Below are 24,959 nucleotides of genomic sequence, written 5' to 3'. Positions count from 1 at the left end.
CTTTTGGCTTCGGAAAGCACCGATCGGTCGACGTTCCGGATTTCTGCCTAGAATCTAAGCGCACCGCTGCCTTCTTTGGCGGCTTTGCGTGTGTCGCGTGCATACAATAGCGCCGGAGCCTGCCCATCCCCGCCCGCATTGCACTGGCACGGCTTTCGCTACCCGAAACTTCGTGCGCAACGCGACGGCACGCCGAACCCTCGGCCGCGACTGTCCCGCCCCGCGCCCGGAACGTTTGAGGGTGAGAGACCGATGACCGAAACCAGGAAGATCACGCGTCGCGCGGCGCTGGCGGGCCTGTCCACCGCCTTGGCGATGCCGGCATTCCGCCCGTCCTTCGCGCAGGCCGCGCCGATCAAGATCGGCGTGCTGCACTCGCTGTCGGGCACCATGGCCATCTCCGAGACCGCGCTGCGCGACACCGTGCTGATGATGGTCGAAGTCCAGAACGCCAAGGGCGGCCTGCTCGGCCGGCGGCTGGAGGCGGTCGTCGTCGATCCCGCTTCCAACTGGCCGCTGTTTGCCGAAAAGGCCCGCGAGCTGCTGCAGGTCCACAAGGTCGATGTGACCTTCGGCTGTTGGACCTCGGTGTCCCGCAAGTCGGTGCTGCCGGTCTTCGAGGAACTGAACGGCATGCTGTTCTACCCCGTCCAGTACGAGGGCGAGGAGGAGAGCCGCAACATCTTCTACACCGGCGCCGCGCCGAACCAGCAGGCGATCCCGGCGGTTGAATACCTGATGGGCCCGGACGGCGGCGAGGCGAAGCGCATCGTGCTGCTCGGCACCGACTACGTGTATCCGCGCACCACCAACCGCATCCTGCGCGGCTTCCTCAATTCGAAGGGCATCACCGATGCCGACATCATGGAGGAATACACCCCGTTCGGGCACAGCGACTGGCAGGGCATCGTCGCCCGCGTGAAGCGCTTCGCCGGGGAGGGCAAGAAGACTGCGATCGTGTCAACCATCAACGGCGACGCGAACGTTCCGTTCTATCGCGAGCTCGGCAACCAGGGCATCAAGGCCGAGGACATCCCCTGCGTGGCCTTCTCGGTCGGTGAGGAAGAACTCGCCGGCATCGACACCCGCCCGCTGGTCGGCCACCTCGCGGCCTGGAACTACTTCATGTCGGTGCAGTCGCCGGCGAATACCGAGTTCAAGAACCTCTGGCAGGCCTACATCAAGAACCCGCGCCGCGTGACCAACGACCCGATGGAAGCCACCTATACCGGCTTCAACATGTGGGCGCAGGCGGTGGCGAAGTCCCGCACGACGGCGGTCGATGCCGTTCGCACCGCGGTGATCGGCGAGAAGTTCGCCGCCCCCGCCGGCTACACCGAGGAGATGCTGCCGAACCACCACCTGTCGAAGCCGGTGATGATCGGCGAGATCCAGGCCGATGGTCAGTTCAACATCGTCTACAAGACGCCCGAGGTGGTGCCGGCCGAGAATTGGTCGCGCTTCATCCCCGAGAACGCCAACCGCCGCCGCGGCTGAGCGGATTGGGCGGGGCGCCCTGCGCGTCCCGCCCGCATCGCCATGAACCGGATCATCGTCCTGCTGTTCCTGCTGCTCGCCGCCGTGCCGGCGCGCGCGCAGGATGCCTTCCTCACCGCGCTGCCCGGCCTCGGCGGCGGTTTCGGTGCCCAGGTCGAAGCGGTGGAACGGCTCGGTGCGCTGGGCGACCCTCGCGCATTGCCCGCCCTGCGAGCATTGTCCGACGGAAGGCTCCTGCGCCTGGCCGATGGCACGCTGCTGATCCGCGATGGCGCCACGCTGACCAATGCCGCGACTGGCGCGCCGGCGCAGGCGGTCGAGGCCGACACGCAACGCATCTCCATCAACAACCGCGTCCGCGGCGCTCTGCGCGGCGCGCTCGGGCAGTTACAAATCATTTCGCCGGATCCCGCCGAACGGCTTGCCGCGGCGGAGGCGATCTTTCGCAGCCGCAATGCCGAGAACGTGCCGCTCCTTGAAGCCGCGCTGGCGCGGGAGAGCGTGGCGCGTATCCGCGACCGCATCGCGCTGGCCCTTGCAGCGTCACGCCTGGTCGCGACCGATCCGGCGGCCAAACGCGCCGGTATCGAGGCCCTTGGCGCGACGGCCTCGCCCGAAGCGCGATCCATCCTGCTCGAAGCCCGCGCCGCCAATCCGGAGGTGCTGCCGCAGATCGAAGCGGCGGTGGCCGCCATCGACCAGCGCCTGGCGATCCGCCGCGCGGCCGAGACGCTGTTCCAGGGTCTCTCGCTCGGCTCCGTGCTGCTGCTGGCCGCCCTTGGCCTCGCCGTCACCTTCGGCGTCATGGGCGTGATCAACATGGCGCATGGCGAGTTCGTCATGCTCGGCGCTTATACCACCGTGGTGGTGCAGGACCTGGCGCGCGATATTCCCTGGCTGCAGCCCTGGTCGCTGCCGCTGGCTGTCCCTGCCGCCTTCCTGGTCACCGCCGCGATCGGCGCGGCGATGGAACGCGGGTTGATCCGGCACCTCTATGGCCGTCCGCTGGAAACCCTGCTGCTGACCTTCGGCGTCGGCATGATGATCCAGCAGGCGGTGCGGCTGGCCTTCGGTGCGCAGAACCGGGAGGTGATCTCCCCGCCCTGGATGCAGGGCACGCTGATGCTGCCTTTCGACGTGCCGGTCACCGCCAACCGGCTGTGGATCCTGTGCTTCTCCCTGGTGATCTTCGGGTTGATCCTGGCCGCGATCCGCCTGACGCGCTTCGGGCTTGAGATGCGCGCCGTCACGCAGCGCCGGCCGATCGCCGCGGCCATGGGCATCCGCACCGGGCGTGTCGATGCGCTGACCTTCGCGTTCGGGTCGGGCATCGCCGGCATCGCGGGCGTCGCACTCAGCCAGATCGACAATGTCTCGCCCAATCTCGGCACCGCCTACATCATCGACAGCTTCCTCGTCGTCGTCTTCGGTGGAGTGGGCAGCCTGGCCGGCACGCTGATCGCCGGCTTCGGCCTCGGCGTCATCAACAAGATGCTGGAACCCTGGGCAGGTGCCGTGCTCGCCAAGGTCTTCGTGCTGGTGGCGGTGATGGTGTTCATCCAGCGCCGCCCGCGCGGCCTGTTCCCGCAAAAGGGACGGGCGGCCGAGGCATGAGCGCGACCACACTCGAAGGCGGATCGCCATCGCGCGCCAGGATCGGCCTGCGCGCGATCATGATCGCGGCGGTGCTGATACTCGCCACCTTCCCCCTGCTGAACATGTTGCCGCGGGATAATGCGCTGCATGTGTCGGACTTCCTCGTCTCGGTGTCCGGCAAGTGGATCTGCTACGCGATCCTTGCCCTGTCGCTCGATCTGGCGTGGGGCTATGCGGGCATCCTCTCCCTCGGCCACGGCGCCTTCTTCGCCCTCGGCGGCTATGCGATGGGCATGCATCTGATGCGGCTGATCGGGCCGCGCGGATCCTACGGGCATCCGGTGCTGCCGGATTTCATGGTGTTCCTGGGTTATCCGGAACTGCCCTGGTACTGGCTCGGCTTCGACCACTTCGCCTTCGCCATGCTGATGGTGCTGCTGGTGCCGGGCGTGCTGGCGCTGGTGCTAGGCTGGCTGTGCTTCCGCAGCCGCATCACCGGCGTCTACCTGTCGATCATCACCCAGGCGATGACCTACGCGCTGATGCTCGCATTCTTCCGCAACGACATGGGCTTCGGCGGCAACAACGGCTTTACCGACTTCAAGGAGCTGCTGGGCATGCCGCTCAACACCAGCGCGGCACGAGCGTCGCTGTTCTATGCCTCGCTGGTCTCGCTGGTTGGGTGCTATCTGTTCTGCCTGTGGATGACGGGCACGAAGTATGGCCGCGTGCTGACCGCGATCCGCGATGCCGAGAACCGCGTGCGCTTCCTCGGCTACGACACGACCAGCCACAAGCTGTTCGCCTTCGTTGCCTCGGCGATGATGGCGGGCCTGGCTGGTGCGCTCTACGTCCCGCAGGTCGGCATCATCAACCCCGGCGAATTCAGCCCCGGCAATTCCATCGAGGCGGTGATCTGGGTCGCCGTCGGCGGTCGCGGCACGCTGGTTGGGGCGGTGCTCGGCGCCTTCAGCGTCAACGGCCTGAAGACCTGGCTGACTAGCGCGGCACCGGACCTTTGGCTGTTCGTCCTCGGCGGGTTGTTCGTGGCGGTGACGCTATTCCTGCCGAAAGGTCTGGTCGGTCTGCTGCAGGGGCGCGCGAAATGAAGGGCCGGCGTCTGTATCTCGACGGCGTGTCGGTCGTCTTCGACGGCTTCCGCGCTCTGAACAACCTCGCCCTCGTCGTCGAACCCGGCGAGATGCGCGCCGTCATCGGCCCCAACGGTGCCGGCAAGACGACCATGATGGATGTGATCACCGGCAAGACGCGCCCGACCGCGGGCATCGTCACCTTCGGCGATCTCGATCTGACGCGGATGGATGAAGCGGCGATCGCCAATCTTGGCATCGGGCGGAAGTTCCAGAAACCGACCGTCTTCGACGCGCTGACGGTGTTCGAGAATCTCGAGCTCGCCCTGAAGGCGCCGCGCGGCCCGATCCCCTGCCTGCGCTGGCTGCTGCCCGGCGCCGGCCGCACGCGGATCGAGGAAGTCACCAGCGAGATCGGCCTGACCGAACGTGCCCATGACCGCGCCGGCATCCTTTCCCACGGGCAGAAGCAGTGGCTCGAGATCGGCATGATGCTGATGCAGGATCCCGACCTGATGCTGGTGGACGAACCCGTCGCCGGCATGACGGATGCCGAGACGGAACACACCGCCAAGCTGCTCGGTCGCATCGCCGGCAAGCACAGCGTTGTTGTCGTCGAGCATGACCTTGAATTCGTCCGCGCACTTGGCTGCAAGGTGACGGTGCTGCACGAAGGCACGCTGCTGTCGGAAGGGTCCATCGACCACGTGCAGAACGACCCGCGCGTGGTCGAAGTGTATCTGGGGCGCTGACCATGATCCGCTCGCTCGTGTTTTGCCTCAAACGCCGCCGCGTCCATCCGGGCGCTTGGCTTGTGCGCCAGGCACTGGCGACCTGGCAGCAACGGACTGTCTCGGCACCGTCGCGCCGTGCGCTCCCGGCCCGATGCACGGCATCGGGCAGGAGGGTCGGAAGTACGGGCCGCTGTTATGTGCGCCCCATTCACGACTGCGGCCGCGGTCAGCCTTCGTGGCTCGGAGGCTGACATGCTCGACGTCGCCAACATCGATCTTTCCTATGGCGCCAGCCGTTGCCTGCGCGGCGTGTCCATGATCGCGGAACCCGGCAAGGTGACCGCCATCCTCGGCCGCAACGGCGTCGGCAAGTCATCGCTGCTGCGGGCCATCATGGGTCTCGAGCGCATCCAGGCCGGCAGCATCAGTTGGGAAGGGCGCGACATCTCCCGCCTAGGTCCGGCGGAACGCGCGCGGGCGGGCATCGGCTACGTCCCGCAGGGTCGCGAGATCTTCCCCTTCCTGACCGTGCAGGAAAACATGGAGACTGCGCTCGCCGCCGCGCCGCGCGGTTCCGGCGTGCCCGGCGACATCTTCGACCTGTTCCCAATCCTGCGGCAGTTCCTTCGACGCCGCGGCGGCGACCTGTCCGGCGGGCAGCAGCAACAACTCGCCCTCGCACGCGCGCTGTGTGCCAGGCCACGCCTGCTGATTCTTGATGAGCCGACCGAGGGCATCCAACCCTCCGTCATCAAGGACATTGCCCGCGTCATCCGCCACCTGTCGCGCGATCGCGGCATGGCGATCGTCCTCGTAGAGCAATACTACGACTTCGCCCGGGAGCTCGCCGATCTGATCACTGTGATGGTGCGCGGGGAGGTGGTGCTGCAAGGGCAGGCCGGCGAATTGTCGGAGGAAGCGGTGCGGCCGCTGTTGACGGTTTAGGCGACGTGCCCGAATTCGGGCGAGTGGTATGACGATGACGGCGATGGGCAGGAGGCCCCGAAGGCTGGCCGATAGTACGTCGTAGCGGACGGCGATGCGGCGGAACTTCTTAAGTTGATTGAAGAAGCGCTCGACGCAGTTGCGTTCCTTCCACGAGGCCTACTCCTGGATGTTCGGTCCCGGCATTTCGTGGTGTGGATTCCCCTTGAATTCATGCGGCTCTTTGGCCCATGAGCGGCAGATGAATTCATAGAGTGAGACGCCCTTCAGGGTGTTGAGTCGACGGGCATAGTTGTAGGCGTCTAGAAATAGGGCGAGGTGGCCGCGGCTGTCGCCTCGGGGACCGGCTGCGGGGCCGTGGCCTTGGCGGGCTCCTCCTGCTTGCAGCCGGGTAGCAGCGACGGCAGTGCCCGTTGTTACAGTGCGCAGCGCGGCTCGGCCAAGCCTTTGATGCCCAGGCCTTCAATGGCGAACAACCCGCCGGCATCCGGCACCGTGTCCTCGAAGCGCACGCTCTTCGAGATCGAAGTGACATACAGCACGTCGAGATCCGCGCCGCCAAACGCAACGCTGGTCGGGTAGCGCACCGGGAAATCGATGCGAGTCACGATCCGTCCGGCAGGATCGAAGCGCGCGATGGTGCCGGTACGGATCAATGCCGACCAAAGATAGCCTTCCGCATCTACGGTTGCACCATCCGGGGCTGTTCCCAATGCACTCAGATCGGCGAAGACGCGCTTGTTGCGCGGAGTCCCGGTATCCGTGTCGTAGTCGAAGGCCCAGATCGTCTGCCGCGTGCTGTCGGCGAAATAGAAGGTGCGGCCATCGGGGCTGAAGCAGGGACCGTTGGAGGTGGCGATGTCGTCGACGAGCAAAGTCGCACTGCCATTCGGTTCGAGGCGGAACAGCCCGCCGATAACGGCTTCGTTCTCCGCGCGATGCAGATGCATCGTCCCGGCGAGGAAGCGACCCTGCCGGTCGGTCTTGCCGTCATTCAGCCGGACATTCGTGTTGTGGAGGCCGAGGAGCGCAAAAGGAGCGGTCACGCCGGTAACGAAATCGTAGCGATGGAAACCATCCTGGAGGGACAGCATCGCACCACCGTCATGACACAGGGACATCGACCCGATTGGTGACGGCACGGCGAAGTCCCGCTGGTCGCCGGTGACTGGATCCAGCCGGCGAATGGCGCCGCCCAGCGAATCGATCCAGAACAACCGCTGCGTCTCGGCATCCCAGATCGGGCCCTCTCCGAGACGGTCCTTCGTGGTCCCGATCCGCGTGATTCGGATTGCGTTGGAAGTCATGGACTCACTCCAACCGCAGATTGATCGACCGGATGAGGGTGCCCCAGCTCTCGCGCTCGCTCACGATCATCGCGCGGAAGGCATCCGGTGCATTGCCCTCCAACTCCGCGCCCTGCGCCGCGAATTGCTGGACCAGCGCCTCGGCCTTCTGGGCGTGGTGGATGGCGTCGATCTGCCGGGCCAGGACCGGCTGCGGCACGCCCTTCGGCGCAAAGATCCCGTACCAGTAGGACATGGCAATGTTGCCATAGCCCTGTTCGGAAAGGGGCCGCACATTCGGCAGCATCGGCACCGCACGATCCGCCGTGATGCCCAGCGCCTTGATCCGCCCGGCGTTCACCATCTCCGCATGCGCGGGCACGCCGTCGAAGGCCAGCTTGATGTCACCGGCCATCAACAACTGCTGCATCCCCAGCGAGCCACGGTAAGAGACGTCGGACATCCTGATGCCGGTGACCTGCTTCATAAGCTCGCCGCAGAGATGTCCGATCGCTCCGGCATTGGCGCCATAGAGGATCGGCTGTGGCTGGGCATTCGCCCATTGGATCAACTCGGGAATCGTGTTCGCCGGCACGTCGTTGCTGACGTAGAGCACCATATGCGCGCGCATCGCCATGGTCATGGCCTCGAACTGTTCGAGGCGGACCGGCGGCGTCGCATAGAGATTCGGCAGCGTGGCGAAGGTGGAGGAGGAGGTAAGCAGGATCGTCTCACCATCCGGCCGCGCCTGCGCCACGTGCTGCGCCGCGATCACCGTGTTGGCACCGCTGCGGTTGTCCACCACCACGGGCTGCTCGAGGATGGGCTGCATGGCCGCCGCCAGGCGACGGGCCAGGATGTCCGGCTCGCTGCCGCCGTTGAACGGCACGACAATGCGCAGGGGCCGCCCCTGCGCCGAAGCGGAACGGGCGAGGCCCAGCACGAAGGGTGCCGCCAGCAGGCCGCGCCGACCAAGGTGGCGCTTTGCATCACGATCTTGAAGCATCGTCATCGTTTCCTCGTTGTCGTCTACTGCTTCAGTGGTTCTTTGCGGTGCCTCGGAAGGCGACCAGCGCGTCCAGCGCGCAGGCCCCCTTCTCCCGCACCAGGAAGGGATTGACCTCGACGCTCTCGATCTCGTCGTGATGCGCGGCGGCGAAGTGCGACAGGGCGCACAGCGCCTCGACCAGCGCCGGGCGATCGAGTGGTGGACCGCCGCGCCAGCCCTTCAGCAGCACCGCGCCGCGCGAGCCGTCGATCAACGCCTCGGCCCGCTGCGGCGTCAGCGGCGCGCTGGCGAAGGCAACGTCGCGGAACAGTTCCACCGCGACGCCGCCGAGGCCGAACATGACCATCGGCCCAAAGACCGGATCGCGCAGCGTACCGATGATCGTCTCGACACCGCCGCGCATCATCGGTGCGACCAATACGCCATCGAGCAGTGCGTCGAGCCGCGCCGTCCGCGCCCGCTGCATCAGCGTCGCGAAGCCCGCCGCCACGGCCGGGCCGTCCGCGACGTTCAGCAGGACGCCGCCGACCTCCGTCTTGTGTGGAATGTCTTCGGACAGGATCTTCATCACCACCGGGTAGCCAAGGCGGTCGGCGGCAGCGATCGCGGCCTCGACGGTCGCGCAGGCTTCCTCGGGCGGCACCGGCACGCCGGCCCTGGCGATCAGTGCCTTCGCCATCGCCTCGTTGGCGATCGCCATGCCGAGCGGCTCGGCCGGGGTGGCCACCGGCAGGGCTTCCGCTGCCTCCTGCAGGCGACGCAGCCGTGCGGCCCCTGCGACGGCGCGCACCGCGCGGGTCGGATCCTCGAAGACCGGAATCCCCTGCGCTTCAAGGCGCAGCCTGACCTCGTCGATATGCGTCATGACAGCGACGACAGTGCGGTCAGGCTGGTTGCGGCGGAGTGCGAGGAAGGCGCCTTCGATCTTCGGGAAGCGCCGCATGTCCCGGCCCAGATGCGCCAGGTAGAACAACAACGCACCGAGATCGGCGCCGCGCATCATCGATTGGCTGATCGTCTCGATGACATGCAGGCGCCCGGCAAGTTGCGCCGTCGTGTCGATCGGATTACGTCCGCCCGCCATGGGCTGCACGGCGTGAATCTCGGCCAATGCTTCCGACGATAGCACCGGCACGGTTAGGCCCGCATCGACACAGGCATCAGCCATCAACACGCCGATGCCGCCCGAGACGCTGATCATGCCGGCGCTTTCGAGCGGCGGCAGCGGCGCGATGGAACAGACATAGGCGACGTCGAGCATCTCCTCGATCGAGGACACGCGCAGTGCACCGCATTCGCGGAAGACCGTGTCGATGACGCGGTCCTCGCCGGCGAGCGAGCCGGTATGCGTCGCCGCGGCCGCCGCGCCGACCTCGCTGCTGCCGACCTTCATGATGATGACCGGCTTGCGTGCGGCAGCGGCCTTCAGCAGCGCACGGCGCAGCCGATCGCCATTGCCGCAGCCCTCCAGCGAAGCGCAAATGACGCGCGTGCCGGGATCCTCGACTAGGTAGTCGATTGCCTCCGACACATCGATGTCCACCTCGTTGCCGGTAGCGATCGCGCGGCTGATGCCGATGCCACGAAAGCCCGCGACGGCGTAGATGTGCGAACCGTAGGCGCCGGATTGTGTTGCCACACCGACGATGCCGGGCGGCGGCTTGGCCGTTGCAAGCAGGCTCGAGAAGGTGCCGAAAAATCCATCCGGCGGGCTGATGCTGCCGAGGCAGTTTGGCCCGGTCAGGCGGATGCCATACGCACGCGCCTGTTCTGCAAGGCGCGCCTGCATCGCGACGCCCTCGCCACCTTCCTCCGCGAAGCCGGAAGAGAGCACCTGCACGTGCTTCACGCCCTTCGCCGCGCAATCGTCGATCGCCTGCGCGACGCGTGAGGCGGGCAGCAGGATCAGCGCGCTGTCGGGTGTCTCCGGCAGTTCGGCGACGCTGCGCCAGGCGGGCAACCCCTGCACCTCCGCCGCACTGACATTAATCGGGTAGATGCGGCCCTGATAGCCGAGTTCCTTCAGGTGCAGCAGCGTGCGGCCGCCGAGCTTCTCCGGATCGCCCGAAGCGCCGACCACGGCCACCGAGCGCGGCCTGAACATCTTCTCGAGCGGATGCATGGAATGCCCCTCAGGCCGCGTCGGCGAGCAGGCGCTGCGCCTGGAAGCTGCGGTCGCCGTACTCGAACTCCGCCATCATGATCCGCCGCGCGAGGCGGATCGCCTGAAGCCCCTCGGTCATGCCCATCCCGCCATGACACTGGATTGTGGATTGCGCGATGAAGCGCCCGGCCTCGCCGAGGCGCAGCTTGGCGAAGGCGATATCGCGCCAGGCATCCGGGGCACCCGCCGTGGTGCTCCGCAGCGCCTGCGCCACCAGGCCGCGCAGGTTCTCGTATTCGACATACATTTCCGCCACGCGGTGGCGCAGCGCCTGATGCGTCGCCAGCGGAACGCCGAACTGCACGCGGTTCAGCAGGTATTCGATCGTCTGCTCCAACAACGCGCCGGCGGCCGAGACGGCCTCGATGCAAGTCAACAGGGCGCCGATGTCGCGGGCCTCGATGGCACGCTGCACGACCCCTTCGTCGTGCGCGAGGATCCAGGATGGATCGACTGCGACGCCCGTGAAACGCCAATCCGCGGAAGGCCGCCCATCGATGCGCTGGTAGCGCGTGACAGCAACACCTGCGACCTCGGTGGAGACCAGGAGCAGCGCGTCCCCGACAACAAGCAGCGCATGCGTCGGGTCAGGCGGCGTCTCGATGCCGACGGCCGCGCCGGCCAGCCTTCCATCGGCCAGCTGCAGCACGTCGGCATCGTCATCGCGGACGGCATCGGCCGGTATCAGCGCAATACGGAACCGGCCTTCGGCCAAGGCGGCCAGGATTTCCGGATGGCCCGCCAGAAGCATCGGCAGCACGCCGCAGGAGGCCGCGATCGGCAGCGGCAATCCGCCGCGCCCGGCACCACCGACCAACGCCGCGAGGTCGGACAGATCGCCGCCCGCACCGCCGGATTCCTCAGGGATAGCAGTCGTCATCCAGCCGAGTGCAGTGATGGCATCCCAGTGCCGTCGCAGGCAGGCGGCCTGCTCTGCCGTATCGGACAACAGTGCCAGTTCGCCATCGGCTTCGAGACCGATGCTGCGGGCCTGGTCGAAGGCGTCGCCGCCGATGATGGGCTTGGCTGTGAAGGGCATGGCGTCAGGACCCGAAAAGCTGCTTGGCGATGACATTCTTCTGCACTTCGCTGCTGCCGCCGTAGATCGTGCGGACGCGCCCGTACATGTAGTTCTGCACCCATTCGATGCCGGGTGCTTCGGCATTCGGGCCGGCAGCGTCGGTCGGGCGGAAGCGCGGGGCGAGGCGTTCGCCGACCGCGTCCAGCGCAATCTCCCCGACATGCTGCGAGGTCACGCTGGTGGACAGCTTCAGCACCGAAGGCAGCAGGCCGAGCGAGCGACCTTCCATCGTTGCCGCGATCGCCTCCTGCCCCAGGGCCTGCGCGCCGCGCAACTCGGCCTCGGCCATCAGCAAGCGTTCCTCGAGCATGCTGCGCTTCAGTGCATGACGCGGCCCTGACAGTTCCTGCGCAAGCAGCGCGCGCGTGCGCTCCAGGTTCTTCATAGCGGGTGCGACATTGGCACCGCCAAGTCGCTCACGCTCCAGCAGGAACTTGCCGTAGGTCCAGCCTTGCCCTTCCTCTCCGACACGATTCGCAACCGGCACGCGGACGTTGTCGAGGAAGACCTCGTTCACATGGTGCCAGCCATCGATGGTGCGGATCGGGCGGATGCTGATGCCAGGCGAGTTCAGCGGGATCAGGACCAGGCTGATGCCCTGCTGCTTCTTCACCTCCTTCGAGGTGCGGACCAGCGTGTACATCCAGTCCGCTTCATGCGCATGGGACGTCCAGGTCTTCTGGCCTTCCACGACGTACTCATCGCCCTCACGCCGCGCCACCGTGCGCAGCGAGGCGAGGTCGGACCCCGCACCCGGCTCCGAATAGCCTTGGCACCACCAGTCTTCCCCATTGAGCATGCCGGGAAGGAAGCGGCGCTTCTGCTCATCCGACCCGTACTCGATGATGACCGGGCCGAGATGCCGCAGCCCGTGATGGTATTGCGGCGGACAGTCACATTCCGCCATCACCTCGTCGAAGATGTGACGCTGCTTCAGATCCCAGCCGGTGCCGCCATGTTCCTTCGGCCAGCCTGGCGCGCCCCAGCCATGCTCGAAGAGGATCTTCTGCCAGGGATACCAGACCTTGCGCGACAGCTTCCGGTAGGTCGCCACGACGGCGCGGATCTCGGGTGGGCAGCGGGTCGTCGCGAAATCGCGGACTTCCTCGCGGAAGGCGTCGTAGTCGATGGTGGCGGTCATGGTGCTCAACGTCCCTTGAAGACCGGCTTGCGCTTCTCGAGCTGCGCGGTGCGGGCTTCCTTCGCGTCCTCGGTCTTGGAGAGCTCGTAGGTGAAGTTCTGCTCGAAGCGATAGGCGTCCTTGGGCGGCATCAGTTCGACCATGTTGCAGCTCGTCTTCGCGTATTTGATCCCGAGCGGGCTCTTCTCCGCGATCCGCGCAGCCATCTGCATCGCGGACGGCAGCAGTTCATCGGGCGACCAGACGGAATCCAGCACACCGAGGCGATACAGTTCCGATGCCGGCAGCTTGTCACCTGTGAACATCAGGCGGCGGGCGAAGGATCGGGTAAAGAACTCATTCGCCATCGCCGCGCCACCGGCGAGACCGACATCGATCTCGGGCATGGAGAAATACGCGGTGTCGGATGCCATCATGATGTCGCAGGCAGTCATCAGTCCGAAGCCGGCACCAAGTGCTGCGCCGTTCACCGCTGCGATGACGGGCCGGGCACATTCGCGGATGGCGTTGTTGGTCTCGCGGGTGATGCGGTTGTGGTGCCAGTAGGCGCCAGGAATCGTCGGATCAGGCCGCTGCTTGAGATCGGCACCGGCCGAGAAGATCTTCCCCTGCCCGGTCAGCACCAACACGCGGATGTCGTCGCGGTCATTGGCCAGGTCGAAGATCTGGATGATGCGGTCGCGCACCTCGGCATTCACTGCGTTGACCGGTGGGCGGTTCAGCGTGACGAGGCCGATGTGATCGGTGACCTCGAGCGTGACGACATCGGACGACATGGCGGTGCTCTTTCCCTGCATGCTGATTCAGCCGGCCTGGATGCCGGCGCGGCGAATCACTTCGCCCCATTTCGCGGATTCGTTGCGCAGCATGGCCCCGAGCTCCTCGGGCGTGCTGGAAACGGGCGGGCTTGATCCCGCATTCTGCATGCGCGTCTTCAGCTCCGGATCCGCGAGAACCTGGACCAGGGCTTGGTTCAGCCGCCGGATGATCGGGCCGGGCGTGCCGGCGCGCACGCAGATGTAGTTGATGACGCCGACCTCGAAGCCCGGAATGGTCTCGCCGATGGTAGGCACGTCCGGCAGCTCGGGCTGTCGGTCGGCGCTCGTCACCGCGATCGCGCGCAGATGCCCCGACTGCAGCAGCGGCACCATCGGGCCGTAGGAATCGATCGACATCGTCACGCGCCCCGCTGCCACATCCTGCAAGGCGGGGCCGGTTCCGCGATACGGCACATGCGACATGCGAATGCCCGCCTCCATGCACAGCAACTCGCCGGCAAGATGACTGCCGGCGCCGATGCCGGAGCTGGCGAAGCTGAGCTCGCCCGGGTGCGCCTTGGCCAACGCGATGACGTCGGCTACGCTGCGCGCCGACACGTCGCGATGCACGGCCATGACATAGGCGCCACGCGTCAGCAGGCTGACCGGCGCAAAATCCCGATCTGGGTCATAGGGGAGCGACGCCATGAGGTGGCGGTTGGTGATCAATGGCCCCGGCGTTCCATACAGCAGGGTGTAGCCATCCGCCGGCGCCTGGGCGACGGCGGTGGTGCCGATCGTCCCGCCGGCGCCGCCGCGATTCTCGACAACGACCGCCTGGCCGAGCACGGTGCCAAGCGGTTCGGCCACCAGGCGCGCCGACAGATCGGCCCCGCCGCCGGGCACGAAGGGAACGATCATGCGGATGGGCCGCGTCGGATAGGATTGGGCGACAGCCTGGCGCCTGCCCGCGGTAAGCCCGAAGGCGCCGCCCAGAAGCACGCGCCGCGTCGTCCCGCCGCATCTGTCCAGCCTGGTCGTCATGTCGCGCTTCCCTTCCCGCGCCGTCCGGTTCGTCAGCGCACGGCTGATCGACCGGTCAGTCATGTTGGGACTTTGACGCCACCGGACTGATCCGGCAAGAGCCATGAGGCTCTGAATAATCATGGCTGACCTTGGATGCTTGCAGCTGTCCCTGTCCGGACGTAGCGTTATCTCAATTGACCGAACGGTCAGGATCCGCACCATGAACGGGGCGGACCGAGGAGAGGAGATCGCCCATGTTCCGCAGCACCCGCCGCTGGCTGCTTGGCCTCGTCGCACTTCCCTGGACGGCTGCCTTGGCCCCCGCGCAGACCTTGACGATGGGCGTCGGCGCGCCGGTCTCCTCGCTCGATCCGCATTATCATCTGCTGCGTTCGAACAATGAGGTGGGGCAGATGCTGTTCGACAGCCTGCTGACCACCGATTCCCGGGCGGCGCTGCGCCCTGGCCTCGCCGAGAGCTGGCGCGCCGTGAGCGACACTGTGTGGGAATTCACACTGCGCGAGAATGTCCGCTTCCATGACGGCACGCCGCTGACTGCCGATGACATCGCCTATACCTTCGAGCGCATTCCGCAGATGCGGGGTCCCGGGGCGTCTTTTTCGACGATGATCCGCCCGGTGCAGCGCCTTGAGATCGTCGATGCGCGCACGCTGCGCATGCACACGGCGGAACCGGCGCCGCTGCTGCCGACCTATCTCTCGCAGGTGATGATCGTCAGCCGTCGCCTGCATGCCGAAGCCACCACCAGCGACTTCAACAGCGGCAAATCCGCCATCGGCACCGGCCCCTTCCGCCTGGTCTCGCACGCAACGGGCGATCGCATCGTCATGGAGCGCAACGACCAGTATTGGGGCGCGAAGCCGCATTGGGCCAGCGTCACCTATCGCATGATTACCAATGACGCGGCGCGGACCGCTGCGCTCCTGTCCGGCGATGTGGACATCATCGACCAGATCTCGACCAGCGACCTTGAACGGCTGCGACGCGACAACCGCTTCCGTGTCGCGGAGGCGACCAGCCTGCGCGTCATGTACATCACGCTGGACGGCACGCGGCAGCCGCCGGTGCCGTTGCTGACGGCGGCGGGCGACCGCAATCCGCTCGCTGATCCGCGGGTGCGCCGGGCGCTGGACATGGCGATCGACCGTCGCCAGCTGGTCGATCGCGTGATGGAAGGTGCAGCCCTCGCCACCACGCAGTTCATGCCGCCCGATACCTACAGCTTCATCCCGGACCGCCCCGTGCCCGCGCCGGACGCCGCGGCAGCACGCCGCCTGCTGGCGGAAGCCGGCTATCCGCAGGGCTTCCAACTGACGCTCATGGGCTCGAACGACCGCTACATGAACGATGCACGCGTGGTGCAGGCGATCGGCCAGATGTGGACGCGCATCGGCGTGCGCACGACGGTCGAGGCGCAGCCCTATGCCACCTTCATCGGTCGTGCGACGCGGCGTGAGGCACCGGCGGCCCTACTCACCTGGGGCAATTCCACGGGCGAGGTTTCCGTGCTGCTGAACTCCGTGCTGCGCACGCCGAACCGCGATCGTGGCCACGGTGCGGCCAATCGGCTGCTCTATTCCAACCCGGCCATGGACGACCTCGTGGCCGCGGCAGAGACTGAGATGGACGATGCGAAGCGCGAGGACCTGCTGCGTCGCGCAAGCGCCATTGCGCTAGACGATCGGATGCTGGTACCGCTCTACCTGCAGAACGCGCTGTGGGCGATGCGCAGCGGCCTCACCTACGAGGCGCGGATGGATGAGCGCAACGACCCCGCGGCGGTGCGACCCGCCGCGCGGTAATACGCCTCAGATGTTGGTCGTGGTGACGCCGCCATCCACGGCCAGCACCTGTCCGGTGACGAAGCTCGCCTGGTCGGTAGCGAGGAAGCAGATCGCCTTGGCGATGTCGTCCACTGTGCCGAGCCGGCCGAGCGGCGTGCGCGCGATGCGCCGCTGATCCTTCTCCACCGTGCGATGTTTGGCCGTGCCTTCCGTCGGCACGGCCGAGGGGGCGACGGCGTTCACACGGATGCCGCGCGCCCCGAGATCGGCCGCTGCGGCGCGGGTGATGCCCATCACGCCGGCCTTGATGCCGCTGTAGACGATGGAGGAGGGCGTCGAACGCAGCCCGGCGGTGGAGGCGACATTGATGATCGATCCGCCGCGCGCTGCGTCCATCGCCTCGGCGGCGGCCTGGATGCCCCAGATCACCGATTTGAAGCCGACCTCGACCATACGGTCCACGGTTTCGGGTGCGATGTCCGGCACCGCCTGGTAGCGCACCCAGGCGGCATTGTTCACCAGGATGTCCAGCCGGCCGGTGCGCTCGGCGAGGCCCAGCACGGCGGCACGCATGCCGTCGCGCGTGCCGACGTTCTGCGCGATGCCGATGGCCTTGCCGCCGGCGGCCTCGATCGCGGCGACCGTCGCTTCGACGAACTCCGGCTTGAGGTCATTCACGCCGACCACCGCGCCCATCGCCGCCATGCGCAGCGCCGTGGCGCGGCCGATGCCATTGCCCGCACCGGTGATCAGCGCGACGCGCCCGGTCAGCGCCAGGTCCTGCATGTCCATGATTTCCCCCGTCACTTTGTGTCGGCCACGATCAGCGCATCCAGCGCAACCGCGCCCTCACCCGCCGCACGAACCAGCAGCGGGTTGATGTCGATCTCGGCGATGTCCGCGGCGTGCTGGGCGGCGAAGCGCGACAGCGCCGCGATGGCCGCGGCGGTGGCCACCAGATCCGCCTTGGGTCGCCCCCGTGCGCCGTCGAGGACCGGGAAGGCCTTGAGGCTGCGCAGCATCGTCATCGCCTCGGCCTCGTCCACCGGGGCGGGGCGCATGGCGACATCCTGGATCACCTCGGCGAAGATTCCGCCCAGGCCGACCAGCACGACGGGGCCGAAGACCGGGTCGCGCTTGGCGCCGAGGATCATCTCCGTCCCGCCCCGCACCATCGGGGAAACGAGCACGCCATCGATGCGCGCCCGCGGTGCGGCTGCGCGCACGCGGGCCAGCATGGCGTCATGCGCCGCCGCGACGGCTTCCACATCGCCCACGCCGAGCACCACGCCGCCGACCTCCGTCTTGTGCGGCAGGTCGGGCGAGACGATTTTCAGCACCACCGGGAAGCCCATGGCGGCTGCCGCTTCGGAGGCTTCGGCGGCGCTGGCGACGACGCGTTCCGGCAGCACCGGCACGCCGGCGGCGGCCAGGATGCGCTTCGCTCCGGCTTCGGTGCGCAGGGCCTCGGCATCGAGCGGCGGCGCGGGTGGCAGCGCCGGAGGCAACGGCGGCAGTGACCGCGCGGCGGCCAGCTCGCACAGCCCGGCCAGCGTCTGCGTCGATGGCCCGACGCCATCAACCACCGGAAATCCCATGGCGGTCAGTTCCGCCACGGCATCCGCCGGGCCGTGCACGGCAAGCATCACCACCTTGTCCGGATGCTTTTCCCGCACCGCGCGCAGCGTCGGCATGTACACGCCGCGCAGACGCGGCAGGTAGAGCGAGGCGGACATCAGCACCAGCAGCGCGTCGCAGGCATCGTCCTCAAGCAGCGCGGCGAGGATCGTCTCCAGGATTTCCGGCCGGCTCGACATCTGCGCCGTCGCATCCACCGGATTGCGCGGCGAGGCGTAAGGCACGACATCGAGGATACGCCGCTGCGTCGCCTCCGACGGCGAGGGCAGCGACAGCCCGGCGGAAGACGCCGCATCGGCCAGCAGGACGCCGAAGCCGCCCGAGGCCGTCAGCAGCATGGTGCGCCGACCCTCCGGCAGCCGGTCACCCAGCACGGCCGCCGCATGGCCGAGGTCGAGAAGTTGCTCCACGCTGTAGACACGCACCGCGCCGGCGCGGCGGAACACAGCGTCAAACACCGCATTCGATCCGGCGAGCGCGCCGGTATGCGAGGCGGCCGCCGCCTGACCTGCTTCCGACGCGCCGATCTTCAGCACGATCACCGGCTTGCCGGCTTCGCGCGCCATCTCCAGCGCACCGGTCAGCCGCGCGGCATCGCGGCAGGTTTCCAGCACGCAGAGGATCACCTTCGTCGCATCGTCGCGCGCGAGGAATGCGATCGCATCCGCGATGTCGACGTCGCATTCGTTGCCGGTGGTGATGAAGCGGCTGGCGCCGATGCCGCGTTCACGCGCGAGCAGCGCCGTGTAGCTGCCGATGTTGCCGCTCTGCGACGCGATGCCGAGCGGCCCGACCGGCGGCAATCCGTTTTCCAGCACGACGGAGAAGGTGGCGATGCTGCGCTCGGCGACGGAGGCCGCACCAAGGCAGTTCGGCCCCAGGACGCGCATGCCACTGCGCTGCGCCGTCGCGCGCAGGCGGTCCTGCATGGCAAGGCCGGCCTCGCCCAGTTCGGCGAAGCCCGAGGAGAAGATCACCGCTGCCTTCACACCCTTCGACGCGCAGGCATCGAGTGCCGCGTTCGCGGCCTCGGCAGCGACGGAGATGATGGCGAGGTCCGGCGCCTCGGGCAGCGCCTCGACGGAGGGGAAGGCCGGCAGGCCCTGGACTTCCGTCGCGCGAGGATTGACCGGGTAGATGGCGCCCGGGAAGCCGAAGCGGCGGAGCAACTCCACCGGCCGCCCGCCGATCTTCGTCGCGTCCTGTGACGCGCCGATGATGGCAATCGACCGAGGGGCGAAGATGGCTTCGAGCCCGGCCCCGAGCGCCGCCACGGTCAGCGGCCCTTGAAGCTGGGCTTACGCTTCTCGACGAAGGCCGTGCGGGCCTCCTTCGCATCCTCGGTGCGCGACAGGGCGACGGTGAAGTTCTGCTCGAAGCGGTAGGCGTCGCGCTGCGGCATCAGATCCACCATGTTGGCGGATGTCTTGGCGTAGTTGATCGCAAGCGGGCTCTTGTTCGCGATGTTTTCCGCATAGCGCATCGCCTCGGCCAGCAGTTCCTCGGGCTTCGTGGCCTTCTCGATGATGCCGCGGCGATACAGTTCGGCGCCGGTCAGCCGCCAGCCCGTGTACATCATGGTGCGCATCGCCGAACGGCCGAAGATGGTGCGCAGCATCGCGCCGCCGCCGGCCAGGCCGACATCGATTTCGGGCATGCCGAAGACGGCATCCTCGGCGGCGAGGTAAATGTCGCAGGCTGCCATCAGTCCCAACCCAGCGCCGAGCGCCGCGCCGTTCACCGCTGCGATCACCGGCTTGGCACATTCGCGGATCGCGTTGCCGGTCTCGCGCGTCACGCGGTTATGGGCGTGGAAGGCGCCGGTCTTGGTCGGGTCGGGCCGGTCCTTGAGGTCGGCACCGGCGCAGAAGGCCTTGCCCGCGCCGGTGAGCACCGCCACGCGGATGTCGTCGCGTTCCGAGACGGCGTCGAAGGCCTCGATCACCGCGTCGCGCATCGCGCGGTTCAGCGCGTTGACCGGGGGACGGTTCAACGTGACCAGGGCGATGTGGTCGGAGACCTCAAGCTTGACGATGTCCTCGGCCATGAACGGTTCCTTCCCCTTGGTTGCAGCCGGCCGCCTGCATATGCTGACCGGCCGGTCAGTCAATTCATACAGCGGCCCCGTTGGCAGTGCAACCGCCCGGCCGGCGCCTAGGCCAAGCTGCGTGCGCATGCGTTCACGCCGCCTGCTCTAACTTATTGTTTTGCGGTCATCTTTACGCGTTCAGATGATTCCATCCGCATGCGATCTGCTTTAGCGCGCCTTGAGGCCATTGAAGATCAGGTCGAAATAGGAATCGGCGATCTGCGCCGGCGTCATGCCCTTGTCCGGCCTGTACCAGCGGTGCATCCAGTTCAGCGTGGAGAGCACCAGCCGGCCGGTCAACGGAACGTCGACCGGCCGGAAATCGCCGGCATCGACGGCGTCCTGGATCAGCCTGCGGATCAGGCCTTCGTAGCGGTCGCGCCACATCACGCGTTCCTTGTGGCGGCGCAATTCCGGGTCGCTCCAGAAAGCGGCGGTCGAGGCGATCCAGTTCGAGCGGTAGCGCTGGAAGTAGTCGCCGGTCGCGGTCATGAAGGCGCGCACCCGGTCGGGCGGCGATCCACCTTCCGGCAGCCGATCCTGGACGAATTCGAACAGCCGTTGCGTCGAACCCAGCGCGATGCGGGCGTAAATCTCGTCCTTGTCGGTGAAGTGATGGTACAGCAGCGACTTCGAGATGCCGCAGGCCTCGGCGATGTCGCGCATCGAGGTCCCGTCATAGCCATTGGTCGCGAAGAGCCGGGCTGATTCCGCTAGGATCTGGAGCATGCGATCGGAGGTGTCGGTCGCCTCCCCCGTCACCGCCTTCACTGCCGCACGCGCCATCGAATACCTCCATCCTCCGACCGAGCGGTCAGCGGGGGGCAGTGTCGCACAGGGCAAACCACCGCGCCAACAGGCGTCATTCCAGCGTCAGCCCGACTCGCCGGATGATGGCCCCCCAGATATCCTTCTCCTCGCCGATCATGGCGCTGAACGCCTCGGGGCTGTTGGTCTCGATGACCCCGCCGTCATGGACCAGGCTCTGCCACGGCGCGACATCCTGCATGGTCGCGATCGTCGCGGCATTCAGCCGGGCGAGGGCCGGCGCGGGGATACCGGCCGGTGAGAACAGCCCGTACCAGTGCTGCCGGCCGAGGTCGCTGATCCCGGCCTCGGCGAAGGTCGGCGTCTGGGGCAGCGCGCCGACGCGAGTGTCGCCCGTCACGGCGATCACCTTCACGCGGCGTTCCGCGGCCAGGCTGAGCCAGGCCGGAATGCCGTCGATCGCGAGCGGGAGGTCATTGCGGATCAGCCCCTGCTGCATCATGCCGGTACCGCGAAAGGGCACGTCGACCAGGCTGATGCCGGCGGCGATCTGCAGCGCCTCCCCGGTCAGGTGGGTGGAGTTGCCGCGGCCGGTGATGCCGTAGTGCATCGGGTTCGTGGCCGCCTTCGCCAGCGCGACGACGCCTGCCATGTCGTCCGCCGCCAGATCGGGACTGCCATAGAGCGCGAGCCGCGTGCGGATCAGCAGCGAGATGGGCTGGAACTTCGCGATGTCGTAGGGCAGGCGGCGGAACAGGAAGGGGTTGGTCAGGAAGGTGGTGGAGGTCCCCATGAACAAGGTCAGCCCATCCGCCGGCGCGCTGGCGACGAATTCCGCCCCGATGATGGTCGTGGCACCCCCGCGATTATCCACCACGACCGGGCTGTCGAGACGCGCGGCGAGGCCCTGCGCGAATTGCCGGGCAAACAGGTCGGGCCCGCTGCCGGCGCTGTAAGGGACCACCAGGCGGATCGGCCGGGCCTGCGCCAGGGTCGGGCGGCCGGCGACCAGCGCCACGGCCGCGCCTAGGGCAGCACGACGATGCATGCGGAACGCCATGACGATTCCTCCATCTTGATTGGACGGGCGGTATCTAGAAGGTGACCGACCGGTCGGTCAATCGCTGGATACCGCTTCCACGAGGAAGTCGAGGAACACCCTCGTCTTGGCCGGCAGCAAGCTGGCCTGCCGAAACACTGCATAGATGCCGAGGTCGAATCCCGTATTGGTGACGCGCAACCGCGGCAGCAGCCGCGCCAGCCGGCCCGAGGCGAGATCCGCGCGGACGGTGTAGTCGTCGAGCAGCGCAATGCCATGGCCGGCCAGCGCCATGTCCCGCAGCACCTCGCCATTGTTGGTGGCGAAATGCGAGGCGATGGTGAGTTCTTCCAGCACGCCCTGGTCGAGGAAGCGCCAAACCACGTCGTCCGGCCCCTGCCAGTAGGTCAGGCAATGTTGCGCCCGCAGGTCGCGCGGCACCGCGACCTGCGGCATGCGGGCCAGATAGTCCGGACTTGCGACAAGCATCCGCTCGCAGCGGAGCAGCCGCCGCTGCATCAATTGCGCATCGGGGGAAGGGCTCAACCGCAGGTCGATATCCACCTCGTCCTCGGCCATGCGGGCTGCATGCTCGGTCAGGCGCAGTTCGACACGCAGTTCAGGGTAGCGGGCCTGGAAGGCAGGAATCAGGGGTGCAACGACGCGCATGCCGAACATCAGCCGTGAATGCACGCGCAGCGTACCGCGCGGCGTGGCCTGCAGCGCTGCCGCCGCGGCCTCGGCCTCGGCGATGTCCTGCAGGATCGGTTCCAGCCGCGCGAGGTATTCGCGCCCGGCATCCGTCAGGCTGAGCGCCCGGCTGGTGCGGTTCAGGAGTTGCACGTTCAGGCTGGCTTCGAGGGCTGCGACCTGGCGCGAGACCGACGCCGGGGACAGGCCGGCCCGGCGCCCCGCGGCGGAAAAGCTGCCTTCCCGCACCGCGCTCGCAAAGAGCTCCATGGCCTGCAGCCGCCGCATCCGTCACCTTTACGAAAAACGCACAGATACTGTGAGAAGATACCGGATTGTTGCGGTGGATGGCGAGGTCTTACTCTCGGCTCAAAGCGAGGGAATGGACTCCATGGAATTCGGCATTTTCATGCTGATGCAGCAGCGCGGCTATCATCAGACCTCGGACCAGGTGCTGCGCGCGGCGGTCGAACAGACCGTTGCCGCCGATCAGGCCGGCTTCGACACCGCCTGGTATGCCGAACACCATTTCTCGAATTACGGGCTCTGCCCCTCGCCGCTGATGATGGTCTCGCATGTGGCGGGGCTGACGAAGCGCATCCGGCTCGGCAGCGCGGTCTGCGTGCTGCCCATGTACCATCCGGCGCGCCTGCTGGCCGAGGCCGGCTTCTGCGACGCAATTTCCAATGGTCGGCTCGAACTGGGCATCGGCTCCGGCTACCAGAACTACGAATTCGAACGCTTCGGCGTGAAGATCGAGGATGCGCCGGCAATCTTCCACGAATTCCTCGAGGTGCTGAAGAAGGGGATGACGCAGAAGGGCTTCACTTATGAAGGCCAGCATCTGCGCTTCCCGTTGTCCTCGATCAGTATGCGCGCGGTGCAGAAGCCGATGCCGCCCATCTGGATCGCCACCGGCAATCCGGAGACGCAGGCGCTCGCGGTCCGCGAGGGCCATTCCCTGTTCGTCACTGCGCTGTTGAATGGCGCGGACCGCTTGCGGCAGATGCGCGATGGCCTTGCCGCCATCGCAGCGAAGGAAGGGCGCGACATCGACGACACGCGCGTCGGCTTGCTGCGCTGCGCCTTCGCGAGTGACAACGATGCCGAGATCACGAGCTACCTTGAGAATGCCCGCTACCAGCGCCGCATATCGGAAGCGCTGAAGTTTCGCCGCGCCCATTCCGATGACGGCTTCCTGGTGCGCGAGGAAGCGAGCCCCAACGACATCCCCTTCGACCAGATGCGCGCCAACCTGCCGGTGGGCAGCGTGGACCAGGTGATCGAACGCATGGTCGAGGAGATCCGCATCCTCAAGCCGAAGCACGTCGCAATCCAGGTACAACCCGGCGACTTCGACGCGCGGGCGACGCTGCGGCAGATCGAGCTCTGGGGCAATCGGATCATCCCCGCCATTCGCAAGGAACTCGGTGTGCGGGGCCCCGCCTCGTCGATCGCCGCAGAATAGGAGCACGCTGATCCACGTTCACAGTCGAGCAGAATGATCTGGCTACGGCCAAAATGGAGATTCGCTGAGGCGAGATTGCGCAGGTTCTTTTGGCAGCACTGGTGGTTGTAGCGGGCGATGAAGGCTTCGACCGGCGATTCCGAGACGCCGGGCAGACGTTAGCTCTCCAGCAGGATGCGATTCTTCAACGTCTGGCGCCATTGTTCGATCTTGCCTTGGGTCTGCGGATGTCAGTGCGCACCGCGGACGTGATCCATGGCGCTGTCGGCCAGCCACTGCTCGAGCTCGCCGGCGACGTAGCTGGGCCAGGCCTGCGGCCCCAATCACGCTCCGCCTGCTTCACCCACTCGTTCAGCTTCAGGTTGGTGCAGCCGATCTTGGCCGCGATAGACAGGATCATCGCCCATCGCGATGGGTACTGGGTCTCATGCTCCAACACCATCCGCACCGCAGGTTCGCAAACTTCAGCCTGCTAGATGTTTAGAGCCCGTCCAAGAAGAAGTTGAATCCGTTGAATCGGATGTGATTCGCTATCCCTGTGTTCGATTCGCGGGGGCGGGATGACATGGACAGCGGAACATCGACGAGCGGCGGACCGGCGCGGGCTGCGCGACCCCTCTGACCTGACGGATGCCGAATGGGTGTTGGCGGCGCCGCTGATCGGCCCAGCGAAGCGCGGTGGCAGGCGGCGTAGCGTGGATGTGCGCGAGGTGCTGAACGCGGTTTTCTATGTGCTCTCGGCGGGCTGCCAGTGGCAGGCGCTGCCCAAGGACTTGCCGCCAAAGAGCACGGCGTGGGGTAATACCAACTTCCGTAGCCTTTGACTCACGAGGGGGATTCCCCGACGCGACCGCGATGTGATTCAAACTGGTGAGCATCGGAGGCTCACCATGGCGCGCGCTATCGCCCTGCGTTCCGACTTCAGCGCTGCCGAGCTTCGTCGCCTTGCGCGGCGGAGCAAGGATGCGGCGCAAGCTCGCCGCCTGCTGGCGCTGGCGGCGATTTATGACGGTGGCACGCGCTCGGAGGCGGCGCGCCTAGGCAACGTCACCTTGCAGATCGTCAGGGACTGGGCGGTGCGGTTCAACGGCGAGGGGCCCGAGGGCCTGATCGACCGCAAGGCGCCCGGCCCGA

Annotated in this window: 21 protein-coding genes and 3 pseudogenes; 9 read left to right on the top strand and 15 right to left on the bottom strand. The window is 66.9% G+C overall.

Annotated features, from left to right (window positions below; genetic code table 11):
• The first annotated feature begins 252 nt into the window (after positions 1-252).
• From urtA to urtE, 5 genes are all read left to right on the top strand, one after another.
• The gene (gene urtA, locus AAFN86_RS22280; RefSeq protein WP_347545761.1) at positions 253-1,497 is read left to right on the top strand and encodes an urea ABC transporter substrate-binding protein; all 1,245 of its coding nucleotides are present in this window, start codon (positions 253-255) and stop codon (positions 1,495-1,497) included.
• 42 nt (positions 1,498-1,539) lie between these two features.
• Positions 1,540-3,111 carry an urea ABC transporter permease subunit UrtB gene (gene urtB, locus AAFN86_RS22275; RefSeq protein WP_347545760.1) on the top strand — a complete coding sequence of 524 codons (1,572 nt, stop codon included), beginning with the start codon at positions 1,540-1,542 and terminating at the stop codon, positions 3,109-3,111.
• Positions 3,108-4,202: an urea ABC transporter permease subunit UrtC gene (urtC, locus tag AAFN86_RS22270; RefSeq protein WP_347545759.1), complete on the top strand. Its 1,095-nt coding sequence runs from the start codon at positions 3,108-3,110 to the stop codon at positions 4,200-4,202. Before urtB ends, urtC begins: the two co-directional genes overlap by 4 nt.
• Positions 4,199-4,936 carry an urea ABC transporter ATP-binding protein UrtD gene (gene urtD / locus AAFN86_RS22265; protein WP_347545758.1) on the top strand — a complete coding sequence of 246 codons (738 nt, stop codon included), beginning with the start codon at positions 4,199-4,201 and terminating at the stop codon, positions 4,934-4,936. Before urtC ends, urtD begins: the two co-directional genes overlap by 4 nt.
• 234 nt (positions 4,937-5,170) lie before the next feature.
• Entirely contained in the window at positions 5,171-5,863 is a 693-nt protein-coding gene (gene urtE / locus AAFN86_RS22260) for an urea ABC transporter ATP-binding subunit UrtE (protein WP_347545757.1), read from the top strand.
• A gap of 159 nt (positions 5,864-6,022) precedes the next feature.
• Here the strand turns inward: urtE and AAFN86_RS22255 are convergent.
• The 8 genes and pseudogenes from AAFN86_RS22255 to AAFN86_RS22220 form a co-directional block, all read right to left on the bottom strand.
• A pseudogene (locus AAFN86_RS22255) lies at positions 6,023-6,190 on the bottom strand (IS481 family transposase); the annotation flags it as partial.
• Between the two features lie 89 nt (positions 6,191-6,279).
• A complete protein-coding gene (locus tag AAFN86_RS22250) occupies positions 6,280-7,170 on the bottom strand; it encodes an SMP-30/gluconolactonase/LRE family protein (protein WP_347545756.1) in 891 nt (296 codons plus the stop codon).
• 4 nt (positions 7,171-7,174) lie between these two features.
• A complete protein-coding gene (locus tag AAFN86_RS22245; protein ID WP_347545755.1) occupies positions 7,175-8,155 on the bottom strand; it encodes a tripartite tricarboxylate transporter substrate binding protein in 981 nt (326 codons plus the stop codon).
• A gap of 31 nt (positions 8,156-8,186) precedes the next feature.
• On the bottom strand, positions 8,187-10,280 hold the full coding sequence (locus AAFN86_RS22240; protein ID WP_347545754.1) for an acetate--CoA ligase family protein: 2,094 nt from the start codon (positions 10,278-10,280) through the stop codon (positions 8,187-8,189).
• Between the two features lie 10 nt (positions 10,281-10,290).
• Positions 10,291-11,361, bottom strand: coding sequence for an acyl-CoA dehydrogenase family protein (locus AAFN86_RS22235; RefSeq protein ID WP_347545753.1), 1,071 nt, complete (start codon positions 11,359-11,361; stop codon positions 10,291-10,293).
• Between the two features lie 4 nt (positions 11,362-11,365).
• Positions 11,366-12,544, bottom strand: coding sequence for an acyl-CoA dehydrogenase family protein (locus AAFN86_RS22230; protein ID WP_347545752.1), 1,179 nt, complete (start codon positions 12,542-12,544; stop codon positions 11,366-11,368).
• A 5-nt stretch (positions 12,545-12,549) separates the two neighbouring features.
• Positions 12,550-13,320 carry an enoyl-CoA hydratase/isomerase family protein gene (locus AAFN86_RS22225; protein ID WP_347545751.1) on the bottom strand — a complete coding sequence of 257 codons (771 nt, stop codon included), beginning with the start codon at positions 13,318-13,320 and terminating at the stop codon, positions 12,550-12,552.
• Between the two features lie 27 nt (positions 13,321-13,347).
• Positions 13,348-14,346 carry a tripartite tricarboxylate transporter substrate binding protein gene (locus tag AAFN86_RS22220; protein WP_347545750.1) on the bottom strand — a complete coding sequence of 333 codons (999 nt, stop codon included), beginning with the start codon at positions 14,344-14,346 and terminating at the stop codon, positions 13,348-13,350.
• A gap of 236 nt (positions 14,347-14,582) precedes the next feature.
• Here AAFN86_RS22220 and AAFN86_RS22215 point away from each other — a divergent pair, with 236 nt between their 5' ends.
• Positions 14,583-16,151: an ABC transporter substrate-binding protein gene (locus tag AAFN86_RS22215; RefSeq protein WP_347545749.1), complete on the top strand. Its 1,569-nt coding sequence runs from the start codon at positions 14,583-14,585 to the stop codon at positions 16,149-16,151.
• A gap of 6 nt (positions 16,152-16,157) precedes the next feature.
• Here AAFN86_RS22215 and AAFN86_RS22210 read toward each other — a convergent pair whose 3' ends face one another.
• The 6 genes from AAFN86_RS22210 to AAFN86_RS22185 all read right to left on the bottom strand — a co-directional run bounded on the left by AAFN86_RS22210 (position 16,158) and on the right by AAFN86_RS22185 (position 22,627).
• On the bottom strand, positions 16,158-16,925 hold the full coding sequence (locus tag AAFN86_RS22210; RefSeq protein WP_347545748.1) for a glucose 1-dehydrogenase: 768 nt from the start codon (positions 16,923-16,925) through the stop codon (positions 16,158-16,160).
• Positions 16,926-16,936: 11 nt separating this feature from the next.
• The gene (locus AAFN86_RS22205; protein WP_347545747.1) at positions 16,937-19,045 is read right to left on the bottom strand and encodes an acetate--CoA ligase family protein; all 2,109 of its coding nucleotides are present in this window, start codon (positions 19,043-19,045) and stop codon (positions 16,937-16,939) included.
• A gap of 2 nt (positions 19,046-19,047) precedes the next feature.
• Entirely contained in the window at positions 19,048-19,818 is a 771-nt protein-coding gene (locus AAFN86_RS22200; protein ID WP_347545746.1) for an enoyl-CoA hydratase/isomerase family protein, read from the bottom strand.
• A 210-nt stretch (positions 19,819-20,028) separates the two neighbouring features.
• Positions 20,029-20,646 (bottom strand): TetR/AcrR family transcriptional regulator, encoded by a 618-nt coding sequence (locus AAFN86_RS22195; RefSeq protein WP_347545745.1) that lies wholly within the window; start codon positions 20,644-20,646, stop codon positions 20,029-20,031.
• A gap of 76 nt (positions 20,647-20,722) precedes the next feature.
• Positions 20,723-21,688, bottom strand: a complete 966-nt coding sequence (locus AAFN86_RS22190) for a tripartite tricarboxylate transporter substrate binding protein (RefSeq protein ID WP_347545744.1) — start codon at positions 21,686-21,688, stop codon at positions 20,723-20,725.
• Between the two features lie 57 nt (positions 21,689-21,745).
• Positions 21,746-22,627, bottom strand: a complete 882-nt coding sequence (locus AAFN86_RS22185; protein ID WP_347545743.1) for a LysR family transcriptional regulator — start codon at positions 22,625-22,627, stop codon at positions 21,746-21,748.
• Between the two features lie 121 nt (positions 22,628-22,748).
• Here AAFN86_RS22185 and AAFN86_RS22180 point away from each other — a divergent pair, with 121 nt between their 5' ends.
• A complete protein-coding gene (locus tag AAFN86_RS22180; protein WP_347545742.1) occupies positions 22,749-23,825 on the top strand; it encodes an LLM class flavin-dependent oxidoreductase in 1,077 nt (358 codons plus the stop codon).
• A 295-nt stretch (positions 23,826-24,120) separates the two neighbouring features.
• Here the strand turns inward: AAFN86_RS22180 and AAFN86_RS22175 are convergent.
• A pseudogene (locus tag AAFN86_RS22175) lies at positions 24,121-24,267 on the bottom strand (IS3 family transposase); the annotation flags it as partial.
• A gap of 118 nt (positions 24,268-24,385) precedes the next feature.
• Here AAFN86_RS22175 and AAFN86_RS22170 point away from each other — a divergent pair.
• Both AAFN86_RS22170 and AAFN86_RS22165 read left to right on the top strand, forming a co-directional pair.
• Positions 24,386-24,616: pseudogene (locus AAFN86_RS22170) on the top strand (transposase); the annotation flags it as partial.
• A gap of 99 nt (positions 24,617-24,715) precedes the next feature.
• A partial coding sequence (locus AAFN86_RS22165) for a helix-turn-helix domain-containing protein (protein WP_347545741.1) occupies positions 24,716-24,959 on the top strand: 244 nt, incomplete at its 3' end.

The organism is Roseomonas sp. CAU 1739 (assembly GCF_039839775.1).
Taxonomy (GTDB): Bacteria; Pseudomonadota; Alphaproteobacteria; order Acetobacterales; family Acetobacteraceae; genus Neoroseomonas.
The sequence above is the reverse complement of the archived record's forward strand: the minus strand, read 5'-3'. Positions and strand labels throughout refer to the sequence as shown.

What these genes read in the sequence shown, in the direction of transcription:
- urtA (WP_347545761.1), top strand. Translation starts at nt 253, where the DNA reads ATGACCGAAACCAGGAAGATCACGCGTCGCGCGGCGCTGGCGGGCCTG.
- urtB (WP_347545760.1), top strand. Translation starts at nt 1,540, where the DNA reads ATGAACCGGATCATCGTCCTGCTGTTCCTGCTGCTCGCCGCCGTGCCG.
- urtC (WP_347545759.1), top strand. Translation starts at nt 3,108, where the DNA reads ATGAGCGCGACCACACTCGAAGGCGGATCGCCATCGCGCGCCAGGATC.
- urtD (WP_347545758.1), top strand. Translation starts at nt 4,199, where the DNA reads ATGAAGGGCCGGCGTCTGTATCTCGACGGCGTGTCGGTCGTCTTCGAC.
- urtE (WP_347545757.1), top strand. Translation starts at nt 5,171, where the DNA reads ATGCTCGACGTCGCCAACATCGATCTTTCCTATGGCGCCAGCCGTTGC.
- AAFN86_RS22250 (WP_347545756.1), bottom strand. Translation starts at nt 7,170, where the DNA reads ATGACTTCCAACGCAATCCGAATCACGCGGATCGGGACCACGAAGGAC.
- AAFN86_RS22245 (WP_347545755.1), bottom strand. Translation starts at nt 8,155, where the DNA reads ATGCTTCAAGATCGTGATGCAAAGCGCCACCTTGGTCGGCGCGGCCTG.
- AAFN86_RS22240 (WP_347545754.1), bottom strand. Translation starts at nt 10,280, where the DNA reads ATGCATCCGCTCGAGAAGATGTTCAGGCCGCGCTCGGTGGCCGTGGTC.
- AAFN86_RS22235 (WP_347545753.1), bottom strand. Translation starts at nt 11,361, where the DNA reads ATGCCCTTCACAGCCAAGCCCATCATCGGCGGCGACGCCTTCGACCAG.
- AAFN86_RS22230 (WP_347545752.1), bottom strand. Translation starts at nt 12,544, where the DNA reads ATGACCGCCACCATCGACTACGACGCCTTCCGCGAGGAAGTCCGCGAT.
- AAFN86_RS22225 (WP_347545751.1), bottom strand. Translation starts at nt 13,320, where the DNA reads ATGTCGTCCGATGTCGTCACGCTCGAGGTCACCGATCACATCGGCCTC.
- AAFN86_RS22220 (WP_347545750.1), bottom strand. Translation starts at nt 14,346, where the DNA reads ATGACGACCAGGCTGGACAGATGCGGCGGGACGACGCGGCGCGTGCTT.
- AAFN86_RS22215 (WP_347545749.1), top strand. Translation starts at nt 14,583, where the DNA reads ATGTTCCGCAGCACCCGCCGCTGGCTGCTTGGCCTCGTCGCACTTCCC.
- AAFN86_RS22210 (WP_347545748.1), bottom strand. Translation starts at nt 16,925, where the DNA reads ATGGACATGCAGGACCTGGCGCTGACCGGGCGCGTCGCGCTGATCACC.
- AAFN86_RS22200 (WP_347545746.1), bottom strand. Translation starts at nt 19,818, where the DNA reads ATGGCCGAGGACATCGTCAAGCTTGAGGTCTCCGACCACATCGCCCTG.
- AAFN86_RS22195 (WP_347545745.1), bottom strand. Translation starts at nt 20,646, where the DNA reads ATGGCGCGTGCGGCAGTGAAGGCGGTGACGGGGGAGGCGACCGACACC.
- AAFN86_RS22190 (WP_347545744.1), bottom strand. Translation starts at nt 21,688, where the DNA reads ATGGCGTTCCGCATGCATCGTCGTGCTGCCCTAGGCGCGGCCGTGGCG.
- AAFN86_RS22185 (WP_347545743.1), bottom strand. Translation starts at nt 22,627, where the DNA reads ATGGAGCTCTTTGCGAGCGCGGTGCGGGAAGGCAGCTTTTCCGCCGCG.
- AAFN86_RS22180 (WP_347545742.1), top strand. Translation starts at nt 22,749, where the DNA reads ATGGAATTCGGCATTTTCATGCTGATGCAGCAGCGCGGCTATCATCAG.